This window comes from Micromonospora sp. RHAY321 (assembly GCF_023896955.1).
GTDB lineage: Bacteria > Actinomycetota > Actinomycetes > Mycobacteriales > Micromonosporaceae > Micromonospora.
The window spans coordinates 24,124-42,509 of sequence record NZ_JAMHIW010000008.1 but is presented as its reverse complement, the minus strand read 5'-3'; the positions used below and the strand labels follow the sequence as shown (position 1 = coordinate 42,509).

Annotated in this window: 20 protein-coding genes and 1 other RNA gene; 13 read left to right on the top strand and 8 right to left on the bottom strand. The window is 70.9% G+C overall.

What is annotated here, in order from left to right:
* Positions 1–3: 3 nt before the first annotated feature.
* The 5 genes from M8C17_RS18575 (at position 4) to mctP (ending at position 6,027) form a co-directional block, all read left to right on the top strand.
* The gene (locus M8C17_RS18575; protein WP_252417769.1) at positions 4–1,158 is read left to right on the top strand and encodes a bifunctional RNase H/acid phosphatase; all 1,155 of its coding nucleotides are present in this window, start codon (positions 4–6) and stop codon (positions 1,156–1,158) included.
* The gene (locus M8C17_RS32310; protein ID WP_374558621.1) at positions 1,092–1,328 is read left to right on the top strand and encodes a putative leader peptide; all 237 of its coding nucleotides are present in this window, start codon (positions 1,092–1,094) and stop codon (positions 1,326–1,328) included. The genes M8C17_RS18575 and M8C17_RS32310 overlap by 67 nt, the downstream gene beginning before the upstream one ends.
* A 110-nt stretch (positions 1,329–1,438) precedes the next feature.
* A complete protein-coding gene (locus M8C17_RS18570) occupies positions 1,439–3,895 on the top strand; it encodes a M14 family zinc carboxypeptidase (protein WP_252417768.1) in 2,457 nt (818 codons plus the stop codon).
* Between the two features lie 240 nt (positions 3,896–4,135).
* Complete coding sequence (locus M8C17_RS18565) at positions 4,136–4,378, top strand: DUF3311 domain-containing protein (protein WP_252417767.1); 243 nt, start codon at positions 4,136–4,138, stop codon at positions 4,376–4,378.
* Positions 4,378–6,027, top strand: coding sequence for a monocarboxylate uptake permease MctP (mctP, locus tag M8C17_RS18560; RefSeq protein WP_252417766.1), 1,650 nt, complete (start codon positions 4,378–4,380; stop codon positions 6,025–6,027). The genes M8C17_RS18565 and mctP overlap by 1 nt, the downstream gene beginning before the upstream one ends.
* A 64-nt stretch (positions 6,028–6,091) precedes the next feature.
* On the opposite strand, the gene M8C17_RS18555 is transcribed toward mctP, so the two are convergent.
* Entirely contained in the window at positions 6,092–6,583 is a 492-nt protein-coding gene (locus M8C17_RS18555; protein ID WP_252417765.1) for a MarR family winged helix-turn-helix transcriptional regulator, read from the bottom strand.
* A 54-nt stretch (positions 6,584–6,637) separates the two neighbouring features.
* On the opposite strand from M8C17_RS18555, the gene M8C17_RS18550 reads away from it, so the two are divergent.
* Entirely contained in the window at positions 6,638–7,870 is a 1,233-nt protein-coding gene (locus M8C17_RS18550; RefSeq protein ID WP_252417764.1) for an MFS transporter, read from the top strand.
* A 130-nt stretch (positions 7,871–8,000) separates the two neighbouring features.
* Here M8C17_RS18550 and M8C17_RS18545 read toward each other — a convergent pair whose 3' ends face one another.
* Positions 8,001–8,762 (bottom strand): sulfite exporter TauE/SafE family protein, encoded by a 762-nt coding sequence (locus M8C17_RS18545; RefSeq protein WP_252417763.1) that lies wholly within the window; start codon positions 8,760–8,762, stop codon positions 8,001–8,003.
* Between the two features lie 151 nt (positions 8,763–8,913).
* Between M8C17_RS18545 and rnpB the strand changes: the two genes are divergently transcribed.
* Positions 8,914–9,329: RNase P RNA component class A (gene rnpB / locus M8C17_RS18540), an RNA gene on the top strand.
* Between the two features lie 17 nt (positions 9,330–9,346).
* Here the strand turns inward: rnpB and M8C17_RS18535 are convergent.
* Positions 9,347–9,685: a protease complex subunit PrcB family protein gene (locus M8C17_RS18535; RefSeq protein ID WP_252417762.1), complete on the bottom strand. Its 339-nt coding sequence runs from the start codon at positions 9,683–9,685 to the stop codon at positions 9,347–9,349.
* Between the two features lie 44 nt (positions 9,686–9,729).
* Positions 9,730–10,056 carry a hypothetical protein gene (locus M8C17_RS18530; RefSeq protein WP_252417761.1) on the bottom strand — a complete coding sequence of 109 codons (327 nt, stop codon included), beginning with the start codon at positions 10,054–10,056 and terminating at the stop codon, positions 9,730–9,732.
* A gap of 296 nt (positions 10,057–10,352) precedes the next feature.
* Here M8C17_RS18530 and M8C17_RS18525 point away from each other — a divergent pair, with 296 nt between their 5' ends.
* The 3 genes from M8C17_RS18525 to M8C17_RS18515 all read left to right on the top strand — a co-directional run bounded on the left by M8C17_RS18525 (position 10,353) and on the right by M8C17_RS18515 (position 13,184).
* Positions 10,353–11,576 carry an epoxide hydrolase family protein gene (locus M8C17_RS18525; protein WP_252417760.1) on the top strand — a complete coding sequence of 408 codons (1,224 nt, stop codon included), beginning with the start codon at positions 10,353–10,355 and terminating at the stop codon, positions 11,574–11,576.
* 6 nt (positions 11,577–11,582) lie between these two features.
* Positions 11,583–12,530 (top strand): redoxin family protein, encoded by a 948-nt coding sequence (locus M8C17_RS18520; protein ID WP_252417759.1) that lies wholly within the window; start codon positions 11,583–11,585, stop codon positions 12,528–12,530.
* 81 nt (positions 12,531–12,611) lie between these two features.
* On the top strand, positions 12,612–13,184 hold the full coding sequence (locus M8C17_RS18515; RefSeq protein WP_252417758.1) for an N-acetyltransferase: 573 nt from the start codon (positions 12,612–12,614) through the stop codon (positions 13,182–13,184).
* 19 nt (positions 13,185–13,203) lie between these two features.
* Here M8C17_RS18515 and M8C17_RS18510 read toward each other — a convergent pair whose 3' ends face one another.
* Entirely contained in the window at positions 13,204–13,395 is a 192-nt protein-coding gene (locus M8C17_RS18510) for a GrpB family protein (RefSeq protein ID WP_252417757.1), read from the bottom strand.
* 42 nt (positions 13,396–13,437) lie between these two features.
* Positions 13,438–14,055: a hypothetical protein gene (locus M8C17_RS18505; RefSeq protein ID WP_252417756.1), complete on the bottom strand. Its 618-nt coding sequence runs from the start codon at positions 14,053–14,055 to the stop codon at positions 13,438–13,440.
* Between the two features lie 179 nt (positions 14,056–14,234).
* Between M8C17_RS18505 and M8C17_RS18500 the strand changes: the two genes are divergently transcribed.
* The 3 genes from M8C17_RS18500 to M8C17_RS18490 are packed head-to-tail and all read left to right on the top strand — an operon-like array spanning position 14,235 to position 16,398.
* A complete protein-coding gene (locus tag M8C17_RS18500; RefSeq protein WP_252417755.1) occupies positions 14,235–15,107 on the top strand; it encodes an AraC family transcriptional regulator in 873 nt (290 codons plus the stop codon).
* A gap of 20 nt (positions 15,108–15,127) precedes the next feature.
* A complete protein-coding gene (locus M8C17_RS18495) occupies positions 15,128–15,460 on the top strand; it encodes a PadR family transcriptional regulator (RefSeq protein ID WP_252417754.1) in 333 nt (110 codons plus the stop codon).
* The gene (locus tag M8C17_RS18490; RefSeq protein WP_252417753.1) at positions 15,454–16,398 is read left to right on the top strand and encodes a hypothetical protein; all 945 of its coding nucleotides are present in this window, start codon (positions 15,454–15,456) and stop codon (positions 16,396–16,398) included. Before M8C17_RS18495 ends, M8C17_RS18490 begins: the two co-directional genes overlap by 7 nt.
* Before the next feature lie 9 nt (positions 16,399–16,407).
* Here M8C17_RS18490 and M8C17_RS18485 read toward each other — a convergent pair whose 3' ends face one another.
* Together M8C17_RS18485 and M8C17_RS18480 are read right to left on the bottom strand one after the other, a co-directional pair.
* On the bottom strand, positions 16,408–16,905 hold the full coding sequence (locus M8C17_RS18485; RefSeq protein ID WP_252417752.1) for an NUDIX domain-containing protein: 498 nt from the start codon (positions 16,903–16,905) through the stop codon (positions 16,408–16,410).
* 59 nt (positions 16,906–16,964) lie between these two features.
* Entirely contained in the window at positions 16,965–18,239 is a 1,275-nt protein-coding gene (locus M8C17_RS18480; protein ID WP_252417751.1) for a M48 family metallopeptidase, read from the bottom strand.
* Positions 18,240–18,386 lie beyond the last annotated feature (147 nt).

Below are 18,386 nucleotides of genomic sequence, written 5' to 3'. Positions count from 1 at the left end.
GTCGTGGCGCCGCGCGTGGTCGTCGTCGAGGCCGACGGCGGGTCCCGGGGCAACCCCGGCCCGGCCGGCTACGGCGCGGTGGTACGTGACCCGGAGACCGGCGAGGTGCTCGCCGAGCGCTCCGACTCGCTCGGTACGGCGACCAACAACGTCGCCGAGTACCAGGGGCTGATCGCCGGGCTGGCGGCCGCCGCCGAGCTGGGTGTCGCCGAGGTGGACGTCCGGATGGACTCCAAGCTGGTGGTCGAGCAGATGTGCGGCCGGTGGCAGATCAAGCATCCCGGTCTGCGACCGCTCGCCGCCCAGGCGGCCGGGCTGGTGGGTCGGTTCGCCGCGGTCCGGTTCACCTGGATCCCGCGTGAGCAGAACCGGCACGCCGACGCGCTGGCCAACGCCGCCATGGATGCCGCCGCCGGCCGGCCCCCGACGCCCGCCGCCGTCCGACCCGCCGCGGCGACGCCCGCCACCGCCCCGATCGTCGGCAGCGACCCGGCGACCGCGCCGGCGTCCTGGGAGCCGCGACCGAGCTTCACCGCCAGCCGGCTGATCCTGGTCCGGCACGGCGAGACCCCGTACACCGAGCAGCGCCGCTACTCCGGGCGCGGTGACGTGCCCCTCTCCGAGCGCGGCCGGGCCCAGGCCCAGGCCACCGCCGCCCGGGTGGCCGCGCTGGCCCCGTCCGTCGCGGCCGTGCTCAGCTCACCGCTGTCCCGGTGTACGCAGACCGCGGCGGCGATCGCCGGGGCGCTCGGCGACGTGCCGGTCCGCACCGAGGACGACCTGATCGAGTGCGACTTCGGTGACTGGGAGGGGCGGACGTTCGCCGAGGTGCGCGCGCAGTGGCCGGGGGAGATGGACGCCTGGCTCGCGTCGCCCCGGATCGCCCCGCCGGGTGGCGAGTCGTTCACCCACGTCGCCGAGCGCTGCCAGCGGGTCATCGCCGGGCTGCTCACGGCGTACCCCGGTGAGACCGTGGTGGTCGTCTCGCACGTCTCGCCGATCAAGCTGGTGCTGCGCGACGCGCTCGCCGCCGGTGACGCTTTCCTGCACCGGCTCTTCCTGGACGCGGCCGGCATCTCGGTGCTCGACCTGTGGCCCGACGGCGGCGTCGCGGTGCGCACGGTCAACGACACCGCGCACCTCGCCAAGATCGACTAATTCCCATCTGTCGGGAGGGTTTTAGCTCGGCGGCACCAACCGGTGAGGAACTGTTGACAGTGGATGACGCCCGATTCAAGATCGGTTTCGTGCGAAGCGTTCACCTGACGAAGCGGGGTCACATCGACCTCCTGCGCGTCGCCAGCGCCGCCTGTCGACGCTCCATCTGACGCCGGGTTCCCTTCCTTCCTCGCACGCTGCAGGCGCGTTCCCATCACCGCTGGTCTCCGGCCCCGCGGCGCGTCCGCCTGCGCGTACCTCCCCGACAGGAGTCCTGTCCATGTTGTCCGCAAGACGTCTACCCCGGCTCACCGTGACCGTGGTGAGCGCCGCGCTGCTCGCCACCGTGGCCCTCACCGGGCCCGCGTCCGCCACCGCGCTACCCACAGTGCCGCCGCGTGCCGTCGACCTCTCCGACATCCGCGGCTACCCCCGGCAGAGCACCCTCCCGCTCTGGCCGGACAACCCGGCCGACGCGTCCATCCCGATCGGTGTCCTCCCGTACGACGAGATCGCGCCGAAGCTGAACGCCCTCCAGCGGGCCAGCGACCGGGTCTCCGCCCGGGTCGCCGGGAGGTCCGCCGGCGGCTACGACCTGTACGCGGTCACCGTGACCGCGCCGGAGAGCCGCACCGAGGCCCGGCAGCAGGAGACCTGGAAGCGGCTCATCGAGGACGAACCGGCCCGGGCGCAGCGGGACCGGAAGCTGCTCGCCGGCTACAAGACCCCGCTCTTCGTCAACGCCAACATCCACGGCAACGAGTGGGAGGGCACCGACGCCGCGCTGCGGGTCATCGAGGACCTCGCCACCAACCGCAGCCCCGAGGTGGCCGCGCTGCTGAGGCGCAACCGGCTGGTCTTCAACATCACCTCCAACCCGGACGGCCGGGTGGCCGGCACCCGGGCCAACGCGGCGGGCTACGACCTGAACCGCGACCTGACCATCGTCGCGCAACCCGAGACCAACCTCATCCGCGACCTGATCATCGACACCAAGCCGATCATCACGCTGGACCTGCACGGGTACGTCAACCCGACCCTGCTGCACCCCAGCACCCCGCCGCACAACGTCAACAACGAGTACGACCTGTACATCAAGCACGGCCTGCCGAACGCGCTGGCGATCGAGGAGGGACTGCGCGGCCTCGGGTACGCCGAGACCCAGCGGGCGCGGATCCCGTTCCGCGACGACGAGCCGGGCGTGTGGGACGACTTCCCGCCGATCTACGTGCCGTCGTTCGCCATGCTGCAGAGCAGCATCCCGTACACCATCGAGGCGCCGCTGAACCCGCGCGGCAGCACGCTCACTCCCGCCGAGCGGGTCCGTCGCTCCGGCATCAACACCGACGTGCACGAGGTGGCGATCCGCACCTCGCTGCGCTACATCCAGGACCACCGGGCCGAGGTGCTGCACGACCAGGCCGAGGTCTACCGCCGGGGCCTGGCCGGTGAGCCGCTGCGCGACATCCCCGACGGCTACGTGCCGGGCTGGGGGCCGGAGGACAACTACAACACCACCTTCCCCCGGTCCTACGTCATCCCGACCGGCACCGGGCAGCGCTCCGAGCCGGCTGCGGCTCGCCTGGTCGACCTGCTGATCGGCAGCGGTGGCCGGGTGTGGCGGGCGAAGAAGGCGTTCACCGCCGGTGGCAAGAGCTACCGGGCCGGCTCGTACGTCGTCGACATGCACCAGCCGAAGCGCGGCCTGGTCAACTCACTGCTCGAACCGGGCGCGGACATCACCGACCGGGTGGGCGACCTGTACGCCGGCCCGGCCGCCTGGAGTCAGGGGCTGACCTGGGGCGCCACCGTCGACGTCCTGTGGAACACCCTGCCCGGGGTGCACCTGGAGCGGACCTACGATGGGCGGGCCGAGGGCACGCTGCCCGCCGGCCGGTCCGACCTACGCCTGGATCTGCGGGACGCCGCCGATCTGCTCGCGGTCAACTCGCTGCTGGCCAAGGGCGTCGCCGTCTACCGGCTCGAGGACGGGTCGGTGGTCGTCCCCGGCACCCCGGCCAACCGTAAGCTGGCCGGCGCCGAGGTGAAGGCCCGCGCGGTCAGCTTCGAACCGGCGCCCAGGGGCTGGCGGGGCACCCCGCTGGACCGGGTCGTGGTCGGCTACATCGGCACGGTCGAGGAGCGGGACACCCTCGCCGACCTGGGCTTCGAGGCGCGGGCGGTGACCGCCGCGACGCTGGCGGGCACGCTGACCGAGGACGTCGACGTGCTGCTGGTCGCCGGCAACGTCGACCTGGCGAACCTGACCGCCGAGAACCGGGCCGCCGTGGAGGGTTTCCTCGCCCGGGGCGGCGGAGTGGTCGGCCTGGGCACCGCCGGGGCGTCCTTCAGCAACGCCGCCGCGCTGCTCACCGTGACCGCCACCGCGGCGGAGAGCCTGGCCAGCGGGGTGGCCAACATCGTGAACAACGGGGGACCCGTCACCACGTCGGCCATCCCGCACGCGTTCATCAGCCAGCCCGTCTGGTTCACCCACCTGGGCGCCAACGTCGAGGTCGAGCAGTCGTACGCCGCTGACCCGCTGCTCTCCGGCTGGTGGGCCACCGACGGTGCCAATGGACAGGCTGCGGCGGCCAACCAGGCCAGCATCGTGCGGGGTGTCTCCGTCGCCGGAAACGGCGTGGTGCTGTTCGGCACCGACCCGACGTTCCGCCTGCACCCCAAGGGTCTTCAGTCGCAGCTTGGCCGTGCCGTGCTCTGGGCGGCCCGGCGGTGACCCCGACCGGCTGAGCCGACGACCGGCCGATGTGGGGCCCGGGTGCCGACCGCACCCGGGCCCCACGCCGTCGCCGGGCCGGTCCCGTCGTCCGTCACCGGGTACGCCGGTCGATGCCGCTCGGCGCACTACGGATGCCGTTCGGCGCAGCGCCCTCGACTGGTTGAGCGTGACGGCGCTCACAGGGTCGTAGCCTCCGGCCGTTACATGGCTAGCTACGACTTCCCGGAGGTGTGTCAGATGGCTGCACCCGAACCGGAGGCGACCACCACGGCGCCAGTCAGGGCGAAGGACCACAGCCCCTGGAACTGGTTGCTCTTCATCCCCATCGTGGTGCCGCTGATCCCGGCTTTCTTCAACGGCGACTCACCCCGGATCTTCGGGTTTCCTCGGTACTACTGGCTGCAGTTGGCGTGGATCCTGCTCGGCGTCTCCACCACGACGCTGGTCTACCAGTTGACGAAGAAGCGGGGTGAGCGCTGATGTGGCGCGATCATCTCACCGAGATCATCGTCTTCTCGCTGTTGTTCCTGCTGGTCAGCGTGATGGGCTTCGTGGCCGCCCGCTGGCGTGCGCCGAAGGACATGGCGCACCTCGACGAGTGGGGCCTGGGCGGGCGTAACTTCGGCGGCTGGATCACCTGGTTCCTGGTCGGCGGTGACCTCTACACCGCGTACACCTTCGTGGCGGTGCCGGCACTGATGTTCGGTGCCGGGGCAGCCGGGTTCTTCGCCGTGCCGTACACGATCGTCGTCTACCCGCTGGTCTTCCTGGTGCTGATCCGGCTCTGGTCGGTCTCGCACCGGCACGGCTTCGTCACGCCGGCCGACTTCGTCCGCACCCGGTTCGACTCGCCGGTGCTGGCGCTGCTGGTCGCGATCACCGGCATCGTGGCCACGATGCCCTACATCGCGCTGCAACTGGTCGGCATCGAGGCGGTCCTCAAGACCATGGGCGTGACCGGGGAGAGCACTCTCGCCCGGCACCTGCCGATCATCATCGCGTTCGCCATCCTGGCCGCGTACACCTACCAGTCCGGGCTCCGCGCGCCGGCGCTGATCGCGTTCGTCAAGGACAGCCTGATCTACGTCGTGATCCTGGTGGCGGTCATCTACCTGCCGTACAAGCTCGGTGGGTGGGGCGACATCTTCGACGCGGCGGACGCCAAGTTCCAGGCGTCACCGAACCCGAACGACGGTGTCCTGCTCAACGGCAACAACCAGCTCCAGTACGTCACGCTGGCGTTCGGTTCGGCGTTGGCGCTGTTCCTGTACCCGCACAGCATCACCGGTGTGCTGGCCAGCCGGAACCGGAACGTGATCAAGCGGAACATGTCGGCGCTGCCGGCGTACAGCCTGCTGCTCGGGCTGATCGCGCTGCTCGGCTACATGGCCATCGCGGCCGGGGTGAAGCCGCTGCCGGGTGCGTCGGCGGGCAGTGTGGACAACAACACCATCGTGCCGCTGCTCTTCGACCAGCAGTTCCCGGACTGGTTCGCCGGGGTCGCGTACGCGGCCATCGGCATCGGGGCGCTGGTGCCGGCGGCGATCATGTCGATCGCGGCGGCGAACCTGTTCACCCGCAACATCTACAAGGAGTACCTGAAGCGGGACGCCAGCCCGGCGCAGGAGGCGAACGTCTCGAAGATCACCTCGCTGGTGGTCAAGGTCGGCGCGGTGGCCTGCATCGTGTTCCTGGACCCGCAGTTCTCCATCGACCTGCAGCTCATCGGTGGCGTGATCATCCTTCAGACGCTGCCGGCGGTGGCGTTGGGTCTCTACACACGCTGGTTCCACCGGACCGCGCTGGTCGTCGGCTGGGTCGCCGGCATGGGGCTCGGCATGTGGATGCTCTACCAGGTGGCCAGCCCGACCCGGAAGCACTTCGGCGGCTCGGCCTTCCCGCTGGAGAAGTTCGGCTTCGACACGCCCAAGACGATCTACGTCGGCATCGTGGCGGTGCTGGTCAACCTGGCGGTCGCGGCGCTGCTGACGCTGGTCCTGCGGGCCGCCAAGGCCGACGAGGGTGTCGACGGCACCGTCGGAGACGACTACTTCGCCGACGAGGGCGACCCCCGGGTCACTCCGGGCACCGAGCGCGACGCCGACTCGGCCCGCGAACCGGTCGCCTAGCGCACAGGAAGGGCCGCTTCTCGACGCGTGGCGTCGGGAGGCGGCCCTTCGGTGTCAGGGAGGCTCAGCGGCCCCGGTTGCGGGACACCAGGGCCTCGTTGAGGCGGTGCAACATCCGCGCCAGGGTCTCCCGGTCCTCGGCGGGCCAGTCGGCGAGCATGTCGCCGTAGAGGCGGGTCCGCGCGGCCCGCACCGCCGCCATCCGTTGCAGGCCCGCCGCGGTGGGGGAGATGACCGTGCCCCGCCCGTCGGACGGGTCGGGGGCGCGGGTGATCAGACCGTCGCGCTGGAGCGCGGACACCTGCCGGGTCACGGTCGAACCGTCCAGGTTGAGCCGGGCGGCGAGCGCGGAGACGTTCTGCGGGCCGGCGGCGTCCAGGTGCCGCAGGATCACGTACGCCGCCCGGTCGAGCACCCGGTGCTCGGCGGTGCCGGTGGCCCGCCGGGTCGCCTCGCCGAAGCGCATCAGCAGGGCCACCTCGGTCTCGATCCGGCCGAGCGTGACCTCGTGGTCGTCGGCGTCGGCATCGGTGTCCCGGTAGGGGTCGTCGCTCATAGCTGTATGATACAAGGTAAGTACCTGTACGATACAGCTAATTGGGGAGTCGGAGTGGATCGGCGTTCCGAACCGAACCGCAGTGCCATCTACGCCACCACACTGGTGGCCTTCCTCGCGATCGCCGGCATCGCCGTCGTCGACCCGATCCTGCCGGCCATCGGCGACGCCATCGGGGTCACCGCCTGGCAGGTCGAGCTGCTGTTCACCGCGTACATCGCGGTGATGGCCCTCGGCATGATCCCGGCGACGCTGGCCAGCGGCCGGTTCGGCTTCAAGCCGGTGCTGATCACCGGCGTCTCCGTGGTCGGCGTGGCGGCGATCCTCGCCTCGTTCAGCGACAGCATCGTGCAGCTGTCCGTGCTGCGCGGCGTCTGGGGACTGGGCAACGCGATGTTCTTCGCCACCGCCATGGTGGTGCTGGTCAACCTCGCCGTCGACCGGGAATGGGTGGTCGGCCTCTTCGAGACGGCCCTCGGTCTCGGCTTCGCCGTCGGCCCGCTGATCGGCGGCCTGCTCGGCGAGGTCAGCTGGCGGCTGCCGTTCTTCGTGTGCGGCGTGTTCATGGTCCTGGCGCTCGGCGTGGCCGCCCGCAAGCTGCGCGAGCCGACCAACCGGCAGGCCCCGGTGCGGGTCGGCCAGATCTTCGCCACCTACCGCCGGCCGGCGTTCATCGCGCTCTGCGTGGTGACCGGCACGTACAACTTCGTCTTCTTCGTGGTGCTCGGCTACACGCCGCTCTTCCTCGGCCTGGACGTCATCCCGCTGGGGCTGGCCTTCACCGGCTGGGGCCTCGGCCTGGCCGCCGGCATCCTGGTGGTCGGCCACCGGCTGGCCCACCGGATCGGCGCGGTGCAGACCGTCGGCGTGGCCATCGCCGGCCTGCTGGTCTGCATGGTCCTCTTCGCCACCTCGACCAGCACCGCCGAGGCGCTGGTGGTGCTGGTGCTCTCCGGGCTCTGCATGGGGCTGGCCAACGCCAACCTCACCGACCTGGCGCTCGGCCTCGGCTCCAGCGACCGCCGGGTGGCCACCGGCGCCTTCAACCTGGTCCGCTGGGGCGCCGCCGCGCCGGCACCGATCATCTCCGGCAAGCTCGCCGAACACTCGCTGTCGCTGCCGTACTGGGTCGGTTTCGGCGTCCTCGCCGTCGGCGTGCTGGTCTACCTGGCCTTCGCGCACCTGATGGCCGCCGGCTACGGAGAGCGGGTGCTCTGGTCCCGCTGGAACCGGGTCGCCGCCGGCACCGAGCACGCCCCGGAAGAGCCGGTCGGCGAGGCGTACTGACCGCCGTCCCCCACCGTCAAGATCCGCGCACGTTCGGGCAACCTGCTGCCTCAGCTCCTGTCGAGGCAGCACTTTCCCGGAAGCTGCGCGGATCTTGGCATTGGGGCGGCGGGGCTGCGTTGGGCGGAGGTCAGGTGAGGGCGCGCCAGAGCAGGTAGAGCCCGATGACCGTCCCGAACACCACGATCATCGTCTTGAGCAGCACCGGTGGCAGCCTACGGACCAGCCGGGCGCCGGCGTACCCCCCGATCAGGGTCGCCGGGGCGACCACCGCGACGGCGGCCCAGTTCACCGGGCCGAACAGGGCGAACACCACCAGCGTGGTGAAGCCCACCACCGCGGAGAGCAGATTCTTGATCGCGCTGACCCGGGCGAGCGTCGCGTCCAGCACCAGGGCCAACCCGGCGACCAGCATCACCCCGAGCGCCGCGCCGAAGTACCCCCCGTACACCGCGCCGAGCGCCACCATCGTCTGCACCGCGACCGTGCGCTGACGCGGCGACAGGTCCCGGGGATGACCGACCAGCCGGCGCAGCGGGTCCTGGAAGGCGAGCACCGCGGTCGCGCCGAGCACCAGAAATGGCACGACCAGCTCGAACGCGCGGGCCGGGGTGGCCAGCAGCAGCAACGCCCCGAGGATCGTGCCGACGACCGTCGTGGGCACCAGCGTCGCCAGCGCGCGGCCACGCGGCAGATCCACCCGGCTGCCCGCCACGCTGGCCACGTACCCGGGGAACACGGCGACGGAGTTGCTGACGTTCGCCGGCACCGGGGGCAGCCCCACCGCGATCATCGCCGGAAAGGTGATCAGCGAACCGCCACCGGCCACCGCGTTGATCGTGCCAGCGGCGAGACCGGCGGCGAGCAGCAGCGCGGCGTGGGAGAGATCCATAGCCTGACGAGGTTAGCCCCCACCCGGTCGGGCGGGCACGCCGGACTCCCGCCGCCGATCCACCCCGACCGCCCTCTGACCTGCGCGATCTTGCCCAGGCGGGGTGGCAATACCGGCGGGCCGCCCGTCGTTAGGATGAGAGCGCGACGGACGAGTCGACCGGGCGGCCGCGTCGGCGGGCTCTGGCCCGCCGCCGAGGAACGTCCGGACTCCACAGGGCAGGGTGGTTGTTAACGGCAACCCGGGGTGACCCGCGGGAAAGTGCCACAGAAAACAGACCGCCGACCCCAACGGGGACGGTAAGGGTGAAACGGTGGGGTAAGAGCCCACCAGCACCCCGGGTGACCGGGGTGGCTCGGTAAACCCCACCCGGAGCAAGGCCAAGTAGGGGCCGTCACCGCAAGATGACGACCCCGCGCAGACGCTTGAGGGCTGCCCGCCCGATGTCTGCGGGTAGGCCGCTGGAGCCTGCCGGCAACGGTAGGCCGAGATGGATGGCCGCCGCCGGCGCTGACCCCTCGGGGTACGCGTCGCGCACAGAATCCGGCGTACAGGTCGACTCGTCCGTCGCCCACCTGCTGCTTCTAGTTGTCCGTCCACAGGGTGATGCGCTGGACGAGGTGCAGGTCATCGCCAAGGTCGTGCAGCGGCATGGCGACAGCATGAACCGGGTTGGTGACGATATCCAATGCGGCGCCTCCATTCCTTTCCTCCCAGGCGCTGACATGTAGCTGGCGATCCGTGACGGTCAACCGTTCGATGGTCACCTGATAGCCGCTCGCCGGACGGGTACCAACAGCCAGCACCACCACAAGCTCAGCTTCCCAGTCAACGGTGGGGACGGCGGGAGCGGGTTGGTGGAAACGTGTCAACCCATCCCATTCCCGCTCGGCCCCTCCAACAATATCCTGGCGCTCGGCCAAGCCCTACGGTGTCAGCGTGGCGGCCGTCGGTCATGCGCCGGACATCAGCTGAGGGGAATGGGAGGAGGCACTTCCCCCTTTATCGCCTTCTCGGCCAACTCGAAGCGTCGGGGGTGGAGGATGTTGCCGTGTAGTGGGTGGCCGGGAATGTTGATGCACCGTTGGCCTGGCAGGGCCTCACAGACCGGACATTGGAGGAACAGTCCGCCGGTTGGCACCAGTTCGACGCCTTGAGCCAGGGCTGCCCTGCCAATCTTGACAATGGCCCTGTACAGATCGTAATCCTGGTGCTTCCTGGCGGCAGCGGCTACTTCCTGCATCCCTTCCCAGAACCGTTCGGCGGCATTCGGCTCGTTTATGTCGATGTGCACAGGCGCGCATCCCCGCCGTCGGGATGGCCAAACCTGCCATTCCGCCGCAACCACTCGCGGGACCAGGTTTGGGTAACGGGCACTGAGGACTGCTCGTATGCCCGCGGTCAAGGGGCGAGGCGTTCTAGGCTTCGACATATGGCGGCGGCGCGCCTGTGAGCTGGCAGACATGGCCGGGCGGCGCCTCGAACCGAAGTGGCCTTCGGGAGGCACGAGTCGGGCCGTCCCGTTTGTGCAGTCAAGAGAGCAGAAATGCCCGCTCGACCTCCAGTGAACTCAGATGAGAGGGAGCACGCATGGCTGTCAAGACCGAAGCGCGCCCAGGCACCACGGAGATCCGGCCGTTCACGGTGGAAGTGCCGGAGTCGGATCTGAAGGCGTTGCGGGCGCGTATCGCGGCCACCCGCTGGCCTGAGAAGGAAACCGTACCGGATCAGTCGCAGGGCGTACCGCTGGCGACGATGCAGGCGCTCGCGCGTTACTGGGAGAAGGACTACGACTGGCGCAAGGTCGAGGCGAGACTGAACGCCCTACCGCAGTTCATCACCCAGATCGACGGGCTGGACATCCACTTCATCCACGTCCGTTCGAAGCACGAAGACGCCCTGCCGCTCCTCGTCACGCACGGATGGCCCGGCTCGGTGATCGAACAGCTGAAGATCATCGACCCGCTCACGAATCCCACCGCGCATGGCGCGAGTGCCTCGGACGCCTTCCATCTGGTGATCCCGTCGATGCCCGGCTATGGCTTCTCGGGCAAGCCGAGCATGCCCGGCTGGGACCCGCAACACATCGCGACCGCCTGGATCGAGTTGATGAAGCGCCTGGGCTACACGCGGTACGTGGCGCAGGGCGGCGACTGGGGCGCGCTCATCACCGAGTTGATGGGTGTGCAGGCGCCCCAGGAACTGATCGGCATTCACACCAACATGCCCGGCGTGTTCCCACCCGACATCGACGCGCTGCTCCAGTCCGGTATCACCGGTGCGAACACCCCGCTCGACTCACTCCCGTCCAATCTCTCCGACGAGGAGAGGCGTGCGTGCGAGCAGGCGGACTTCTTCTGGAAGCACTCCGGCTACGCCATCGAGATGGGGCGTGCGCAGACGCTGACCGGGTTGGCGGATTCGCCCGTCGCCCTGGCGGCGTACATGCTCGACCATGACGTGGCCAGCCTGAAGCTCATCACCGAGTCCGTCGCAGGGCAGCCCCGAGGCATCACGCCGGAGGACCTCCTCGACAACATCTCGCTCTACTGGCTGACGAACACCGGGGTTTCCGCGGCTCGTCTGTACGCGGAGAACCAGCTCTCCTTCTTCGCAACCAAGGGGGTCACCATCCCGGTCGCCGTGAGCGTGTTCCCCGACGAGCTGTACCAGGCTCCGAAGAGTTGGGCCGAGCAGGCGTATCCCAATCTCATCCACTACAACAGGCTCGACAGGGGCGGGCACTTCGCGGCCTGGGAACAGCCGCAGATCTTCTCGGAAGAGATGCGTGCCGCCTTCCGGTCGCTCCGCTAGATGACCGTGTCCGGCCGTCCGCACCTGCCCACGTTCGACGGGGCGACCGAGTGGCTCAACTCCGAGCCGCTCGGCCCCGCCGAGCTGCGCGGCCGCGTCGTCCTCGTGAACTTCTGGACGCTGACCTGCATCAACTGGCTGCGCCAGGAGCCGTACGTCCGCGCGTGGTCGCAGGCATACCGCGACGACGGGCTGGTCGTCGTCGGAGTCCACACGCCGGAGTTCTCGTTCGAGCACGAGACCGGCTGGGTGCGACAGGCGATCACGGCGCGCGGAATCGACTACCCGGTCGCGGTCGACAACGACTACGGGGTCTGGAGCGCCTTCGACAACCACTACTGGCCTGCGCTCTACTTCGTCGACACGGACGGCGTCATCCGCGACAACCACTTCGGCGAGGGACGCTACGAGCAGTCCGAGCGCGTCATCCAGCAACTGCTCGGCATCGAGCGCGACCTCGTCGGAGTCGAAGGGCGCGGCGTGGAGGCGGAGGCTGACTGGGCTCACCTGCGTACGCCCGAGACGTACCTCGGTTTCCAGCGCGGCGAACACTTCGCGTCGCCGAACGGCGCCGCGCTCGACGAGCGCCGCGCCTACGAGGTCCCCGAGAGCCTGGCCCTCAACCAGTGGGCCCTCGCGGGGGAGTGGACGATCGGCTCCGAGAACGCCGTGCTGGGCCAGGCCGGCGGGAGCATCGCCTACCGGTTCCACGCACGCGACGCGCATCTCGTGCTGTCTCCCGGAGCTGGTGAGGCCATCCCGTTCCGGGTGCTCCTCGACGGCGAACCTCCGGGCCCGTCACACGGCGTCGACGTCGACGAGGACGGCAACGGTCTGCTCCGGGAAGGTCGCCTCCACCAGCTCGTACGCCAGCACGACGCGGTCCGCGAACGGACCCTGGAGATCACGTTCGGCGAACCCGGCGCCGAGGCGTACGCGTTGACGTTCGGCTGAGCCGACCCGCTGACACGGTGGACGGCCGTGTCCCGCGACGCCCTTCCCGCCACCCGCCGGTGACCGATAGCATCGCCTGCTGTGACAGCACCTGAGATCACGGTCGCCACCCCGGCGGACCGTGACGCGGTTGTCGGCGCTCTGGTCGCCGCGTTCGCCACCGATCCCGTCCTGCGGTACCTGTTCCCGGCCGAGGAGACCTATCCGCAGTACGCCGCCGCCTTCTTCGGGTACCTCTTCGACAAGCGGGTGCACAGGGAGACGATCTGGACGGTCGGGCGCGGCGCCTCGGTCGCCATCTGGGAACCCCCGGCAGCCTCTCCCGAATCGCGCGAGGACGCCCTTGCCGCTCATCTCCCCGCCGACGTGCTGGCCCGCGTCGTCGCCTACGACGAGGCCGTGCACGCCGCACTGCCGGACGCCCCCTTCTGGTACCTCGGTGTCCTGGGTACCCACCCGGACAACGCCGGTCGTCGGTGGGGCCGCGCCGTCATGGGTGTCGGGCTGCGCCGCGCCGCGGCGGACGGTCTGCCGGCGATCCTCGAAACCAGCAACCCCGTCAACGTCGAGCTGTACCGCCGCGCCGGCTGGGAGGTGGCGGACTCCTTCTCCGAGCCGCTGCCCACCTGGATCATGCAACAGCCGGCGCGCTGACCGCCCTCGGTCCGCTCGACTACCCTTCGGCTGCCTCTGAGGCGGCGAAGATGCGCCCGTAGATCTCGTCGATGACGGCGTTCTTCGCCAGGCTGTAGTCGCCGGGTCGGTGCGCGGTGTCCCGCGCGAGGCGCCGCTTGGTCGTGGCGTACAGCTCGCGGTCGTCGGGATGCGATCGCAGCCAGTCGCGGAAGAGCCGGTGCCCACACAATCAAAGTCCGCCAGAGTACGACACCGGAGGCCGGGCGGGACACTAGAGCGGGGCACGCCAGCGGAGTCGGTTGTCGCTGGAGGTCGTTCGGCACACCATCAGCTTGCCTGAGCTGGTCCGGCCGAGTGCGCCAGCGGGTTTGCAGAACGCCCCCGGGCGTACCCCGGTGCGGACGATCGGCTCCGCGGGCTCGGTGGTCCGAGGCGCGCCGGTGGTGAGCTTCGGCGTCGGCTTGGGGCTGCTCCGGGTCGGGGTCGGCCTCGGGCCGGTCCGGGTGGGGCTCGGCTGCGGCGATGGGCTCGCTGTGCGCGTCGGCACGAGAGGGCTGGGCGACGGAACGTCCGGTTCGGCGGCGGACGACGACTCCTCGACCAACTGCCCACGGGCGGTGGTCGCCGTCGCGGCGGGTCGATCGTCGCCGGAGTCGGTCAGGGTGGCGACGATGCCGCCTCCGCAGCAGCAGAGGACGACCAGGCCGAGGAATCCGATGAGGACCTTCCGGCCTCGGCTGACGGGCTTGCGACCATCCGTCGGTGCGCCGTGCGCGCCGGGCGCGGGCATCGTGGACGCTGGCTGGCCGTACGGCGGCAGCACGGGAAGCTGTTGGGTCGGTGGATCCGACGGCTGCTGCCACGGGTCCTGCGGCGGGGGGTAGGTCACCCGTGCGAGTCTGCCGTCACCGCTTGGACGCTCATACCGGTCGATCAGCCGGTCCGCGGAGGGCCGTTCCGGCGGGCCGCCGCCCCCGGAGACCGACCCGACCGTTGCGGGCACCGGTTGTCGGGTGGGCCACCTGCCCCGCCGCCTAGCGTGATTGTTCGAGAGGGAAGGAGACCCGGGTGCTGGAGCGGCTCAACGAGGCGATGGCGCACATCGAGCGTCACCTCGACCAACGGATCGAGGTGGCCGACCTGGCGCGGATCGCGCTGACCTCGGAGTACCACTTCCGGCGGTTGTTCTCCGCGCTGGCCGGCATCCCGCTGTCGGAGTACATCCGGCGGCGTCGGCTCACCGTCGCCGGCGCGGACGTGCTGGCGGGGGAGCGGACGCTGCTCGACATCGCGGTGCACTACGGCTACGGCTCGGCGGAGGCGTTCGCCCGGGCGTTCCACGGCGTGCACGGCGTGGGGCCCGGCGAGGCCCGGCGTACGGGCGCCGCGCTGCGCTCCCAGCCCCGGATGTCCTTCCGACTGACCGTCGAAGGGAGCGGCAGCATGGAGTATCGAATCGTCGACAAGGACGCGTTCGCCCTGGTGGGGCGCAGGGCGCGGGTTCCGCTGGTGCACGAGGGGATGAACCCGGCGATCGTCGCGTTCATCCGCGGCATCGACCGGGAGACGGTGGAACGGATCGAGGCGCTCTCGGACCAGGAGCCGGCCGGGATCGTCAACGTCAGCGACAACCTCGCCGACAGCCGCGCGGAGGGCACCGAGCTGGACTACTGGCACGGCGTCGTGACCGGTGCAGCGGTGCCGGCTGACCTGGACGCACTGCCTGTGCAGGCCGGGACGTGGGCGGTGTTCACGACGTCCGGCGCGTTCCCGCAGGCGGTGCAGTTCCTGTGGCGGGACGTGTTCACCCAGTGGTTCCCGTCCAACCCGTACCGCAGCCGGCCCGGTCCGGAGATCTCGCGGGTGCGCGTGTCGCCGGACGGCGGCCACGCGGACGCGGAGCTGTGGATCCCCGTCGAACGGGTCCCCACCCCTATGTAGAGTTCCGATACAGTGGTCGGATGCGGATCACCATCCCGGTCGCCAAGGTCCTGGCGGCGTTGCTCGCCGAGCCCGACGCGGAGCGGTACGGGCTGGACCTGATGCGAATGACGGGCCTGCCCAGCGGCACCCTCTATCCGGTGCTGCACCGACTGCGGGCGGCCGGTTGGCTGGCCGCCGACTGGGAGGCCATCGATCCGGTGGCGGCGGGCCGACCAGCCCGCCGCTACTACCGGCTCACCGCCGAAGGGGTGGCCGAAGCCCGTCGGACGCTCGCCGACCTGCGCGCCGCCATTCCTGACGGTCGTCCCTCCTGGGGCGGCGCCGGTCCCAGCGAGGCGCCGGCATGGTGACCCGCCGGGCCGCCGAGATGTTGCTGGCGATCGCCGCGCGACGCTGGCCGGCCGACCTCCGCGACGATCTGCACCGCGAGTGGGACGCCGAGGTGCACGTGCTCGCCGCGAGCGGGCGCCGAACGAGGATGCTGGGCTTCGCCGTGAGTCTCGCCGTCAGCCGGGCGGGCTCCCCGCTGGTCGATCGCGCCATGATGCACCGACGGGCCCGCCGTACGGCGGCCGCGTTGCTGCTGGCCCCGCTCGCCTGCATCGGGATCGTGGTCGTCAGCGCGGTCCTGATGAACGTGGTCTTCAACTGGCTGCTGCTGCCGCAGGTGCAGTTGCCGCTCTGGTCGGCCCTGACCGCCGGGCTGGCGGTGCTGCTGGCGGTCTCCGCCACCCGCTGGGCACGGCACACCGTGCTCGGCGGCCCGCTGCGCATCGCTCTCGGCGTGGTGCTGCCCATCGGCGCGGCCCTGGCCCTGGCCGGATACGTCCTTCCCGCCGAGGGCCTGGCCCGCACCGTGCCCGGTCTGCTGCTCTGGCTGGCCGGCCTGACGCTGGTCCTCTGGGCGGTGGCGGCCCTCGCCGCGCGGGGACGCGTCCGGGCGGCCTGGTGGCTCGGACTCCTCGGCGCACTCGTCGTCGCCGACCTCGCCGTGATCCTCTTCGTGGTCGGAAACATTCCCGGCTCCGGTGCCGTGGCGGCGGGATCACCGCCGGACACCGTCGACCGGATCTCGGCGCCGCTGTGGCTCTTCGCCTGCTGGACCGACTGGAACTTCGGCCTGCCCCGGCCCACACGGTGGGAGATCTTCCTGATCACCGACCAGCTGCTGGTGGAGCCCATGCTCTACCTGGCGTGCACGCCGTACGCGCTCGCGTACACCATCCGGGCGGCCCGGTCGGAACCCACCGCGCCGGTCGCCCTCGCGCCGGCCCCGTCACCGGTCTGACCCGTGGGCTCAGGCGGGCACGTCGTCCCAGGTGGTGCCCGGCGGCAGGAAACCGGCCGTCTGGTTGTCGCGCAGCGCGTAGGCGATGACCAGCAGGGCGTGGGCGTCCAGCTCGGGCAGCCGGTCCATCGGGAACCACCGCACGGCCAGCGACTCGTCGTCGTTGACCCGGGCGGTCCCGGCGACCACCCGGCACAGGAAGCCCAGGTTGAGGTATTCGCAGCGGTCCCCGTTGGGATAGGTGTGCGGGTGCGAGACGGCGCTGGACAGCCGCACCGGCGCCACGTCCAGACCCGTCTCCTCCTGCACCTCGCGCACGAGCGCGGCGGCCGGCTGCTCGCCCGGCTCGACGAACCCGCTGATCACCGACCAGCGCCCGTCGTCGGCGCGCTGACCGAGCAGCAGCTCACCGGCGTCGTTGCGGACCACCGCGCTGACGCTGGGCAGCCAGAGCAGGTCGTGACCGACGTGCTTGCGCATCCGCAGGATGTAGTCCGGTACCGCCATCCGGCGATCATAGGCCGCGACCCCGTGGCCGCCGCCGTTGCGCGACGACACGTCCGGCGTCAGGCCGACCAGCTGACGGTACGGCGGAAGCGCTCGTACTCCCGGGCCAGTTCGGCGTCGATGCGCTCCAGCCGGGCCTCGGTGAGCACCACCGCCGGGTCCTGCCACGGCCGGCCGGCGAGCATCCGGCGGCGCAGCCCGGTCGGCGGGTGGGCGGCGAACAGCGACGCCTCGTCGCGGACGGACAGTTGGCGCAGCAGCGGCAGCCGATCGGCGCTCGCCGCGCGAGCCTCGGCCAGCGCGGAACGCCACCGGTCCGGGCCGTGTCCCGCCCTGGTCTCCCGGCGCACCGCGAGTGCCAGCGATTCGCCGGCGAGCAGGGCGTCGAGGACGTTGGTCGCGCCCGTCGTGCCGGCCGCCTTGGCGGCCAGTTCGTCGGCGAGGTACTCGGCGCGCTGGCTGTCCCGCAACGCCACGCTCACCAGCAGCAGGTAGGCGACGAACAGCGCCCGGGACATCATCCACTGGAACGCACGGCCGATCGCGTCGCCCAGCATCTCCACCAACCCGGCTCCGACACTGGTGCGCACCGGTCGGAACAGGTCGGCCGCCGAGCCGAGCATGGTGAACGCGGGCTGGGTGAGCAGCCCTCGGCGCGGGTCGCCGTTGACGAAGTGGCCGAGTTCGTGGCCGAGCAACGCCACCCGCTCGCCGGCGGTGAGCGAGCCCCACAGCGGCAGCCCGAGACCCAGCACCTTCCGGCGCCGCAACCCGACCACGGTCGCGTACGCGTTGATGTCGTCGTCGACGCCGACCACGTCCGGCACCGGTGCCCCGATCGCCGCCGCCACCTCGCCGATCAGCGCGAACAGCTCCGGTGCCCGGTCCGGGGAGAGCACCTCCAACTCGGGGTCGAGCCGGCCGAACCGGGGCCGCAGCGCGACCGCCAGACCGACCATCGCCACCCCGGGCAGGATCGCCAGGTTGGGGAAGGGGAAGGCCACGATCAACCACACACCGGTGACCGCGAGCGCGAGCACCGCGGCGACCAGCACCAGTGACGCCACCGCCGTCAGCGTCCGGGCACCGCTGGAACCATTGGCACCCAGCGGCCGCCCGACCAACCGGGTGAACTGCTGCCCGGTCGCCCGGAACGCCATCCGGTAGGTCCACCGGTCGACCCAGGTCCAGCCGAACTCGCGTTCACGCCGCACCGGGTCGTAGGTGTCCAGATTCCACTCGCAGCGGGGGCACCAGGGCACCGCGTCGCGTACGGACGCCGTGCTGGCCCCACACCCCGGGCACGCCCCCGCGCCGGTCACCGTGTTGATCACGGGGACCGATCCTGCCCCAGCCGCGTGTGCGCGGGAACTGGCCGTTCAGCCGACGACCGGCGGCGGCGAAGCGTCCCGGCCTGCGCATCTTTTCGCTGTTCCGGCCCGGGGCGCCGGGACCGGCTCTACTGTGGAGAAGGTCGGCGA

What these genes read in the sequence shown, in the direction of transcription:
- M8C17_RS18570 (WP_252417768.1), top strand. Translation starts at nt 1,439, where the DNA reads ATGTTGTCCGCAAGACGTCTACCCCGGCTCACCGTGACCGTGGTGAGC.
- M8C17_RS18565 (WP_252417767.1), top strand. Translation starts at nt 4,136, where the DNA reads ATGGCTGCACCCGAACCGGAGGCGACCACCACGGCGCCAGTCAGGGCG.
- mctP (WP_252417766.1), top strand. Translation starts at nt 4,378, where the DNA reads ATGTGGCGCGATCATCTCACCGAGATCATCGTCTTCTCGCTGTTGTTC.
- M8C17_RS18555 (WP_252417765.1), bottom strand. Translation starts at nt 6,583, where the DNA reads ATGAGCGACGACCCCTACCGGGACACCGATGCCGACGCCGACGACCAC.
- M8C17_RS18545 (WP_252417763.1), bottom strand. Translation starts at nt 8,762, where the DNA reads ATGGATCTCTCCCACGCCGCGCTGCTGCTCGCCGCCGGTCTCGCCGCT.
- M8C17_RS18525 (WP_252417760.1), top strand. Translation starts at nt 10,353, where the DNA reads ATGGCTGTCAAGACCGAAGCGCGCCCAGGCACCACGGAGATCCGGCCG.
- M8C17_RS18495 (WP_252417754.1), top strand. Translation starts at nt 15,128, where the DNA reads ATGCGGATCACCATCCCGGTCGCCAAGGTCCTGGCGGCGTTGCTCGCC.
- M8C17_RS18490 (WP_252417753.1), top strand. Translation starts at nt 15,454, where the DNA reads ATGGTGACCCGCCGGGCCGCCGAGATGTTGCTGGCGATCGCCGCGCGA.
- M8C17_RS18485 (WP_252417752.1), bottom strand. Translation starts at nt 16,905, where the DNA reads ATGGCGGTACCGGACTACATCCTGCGGATGCGCAAGCACGTCGGTCAC.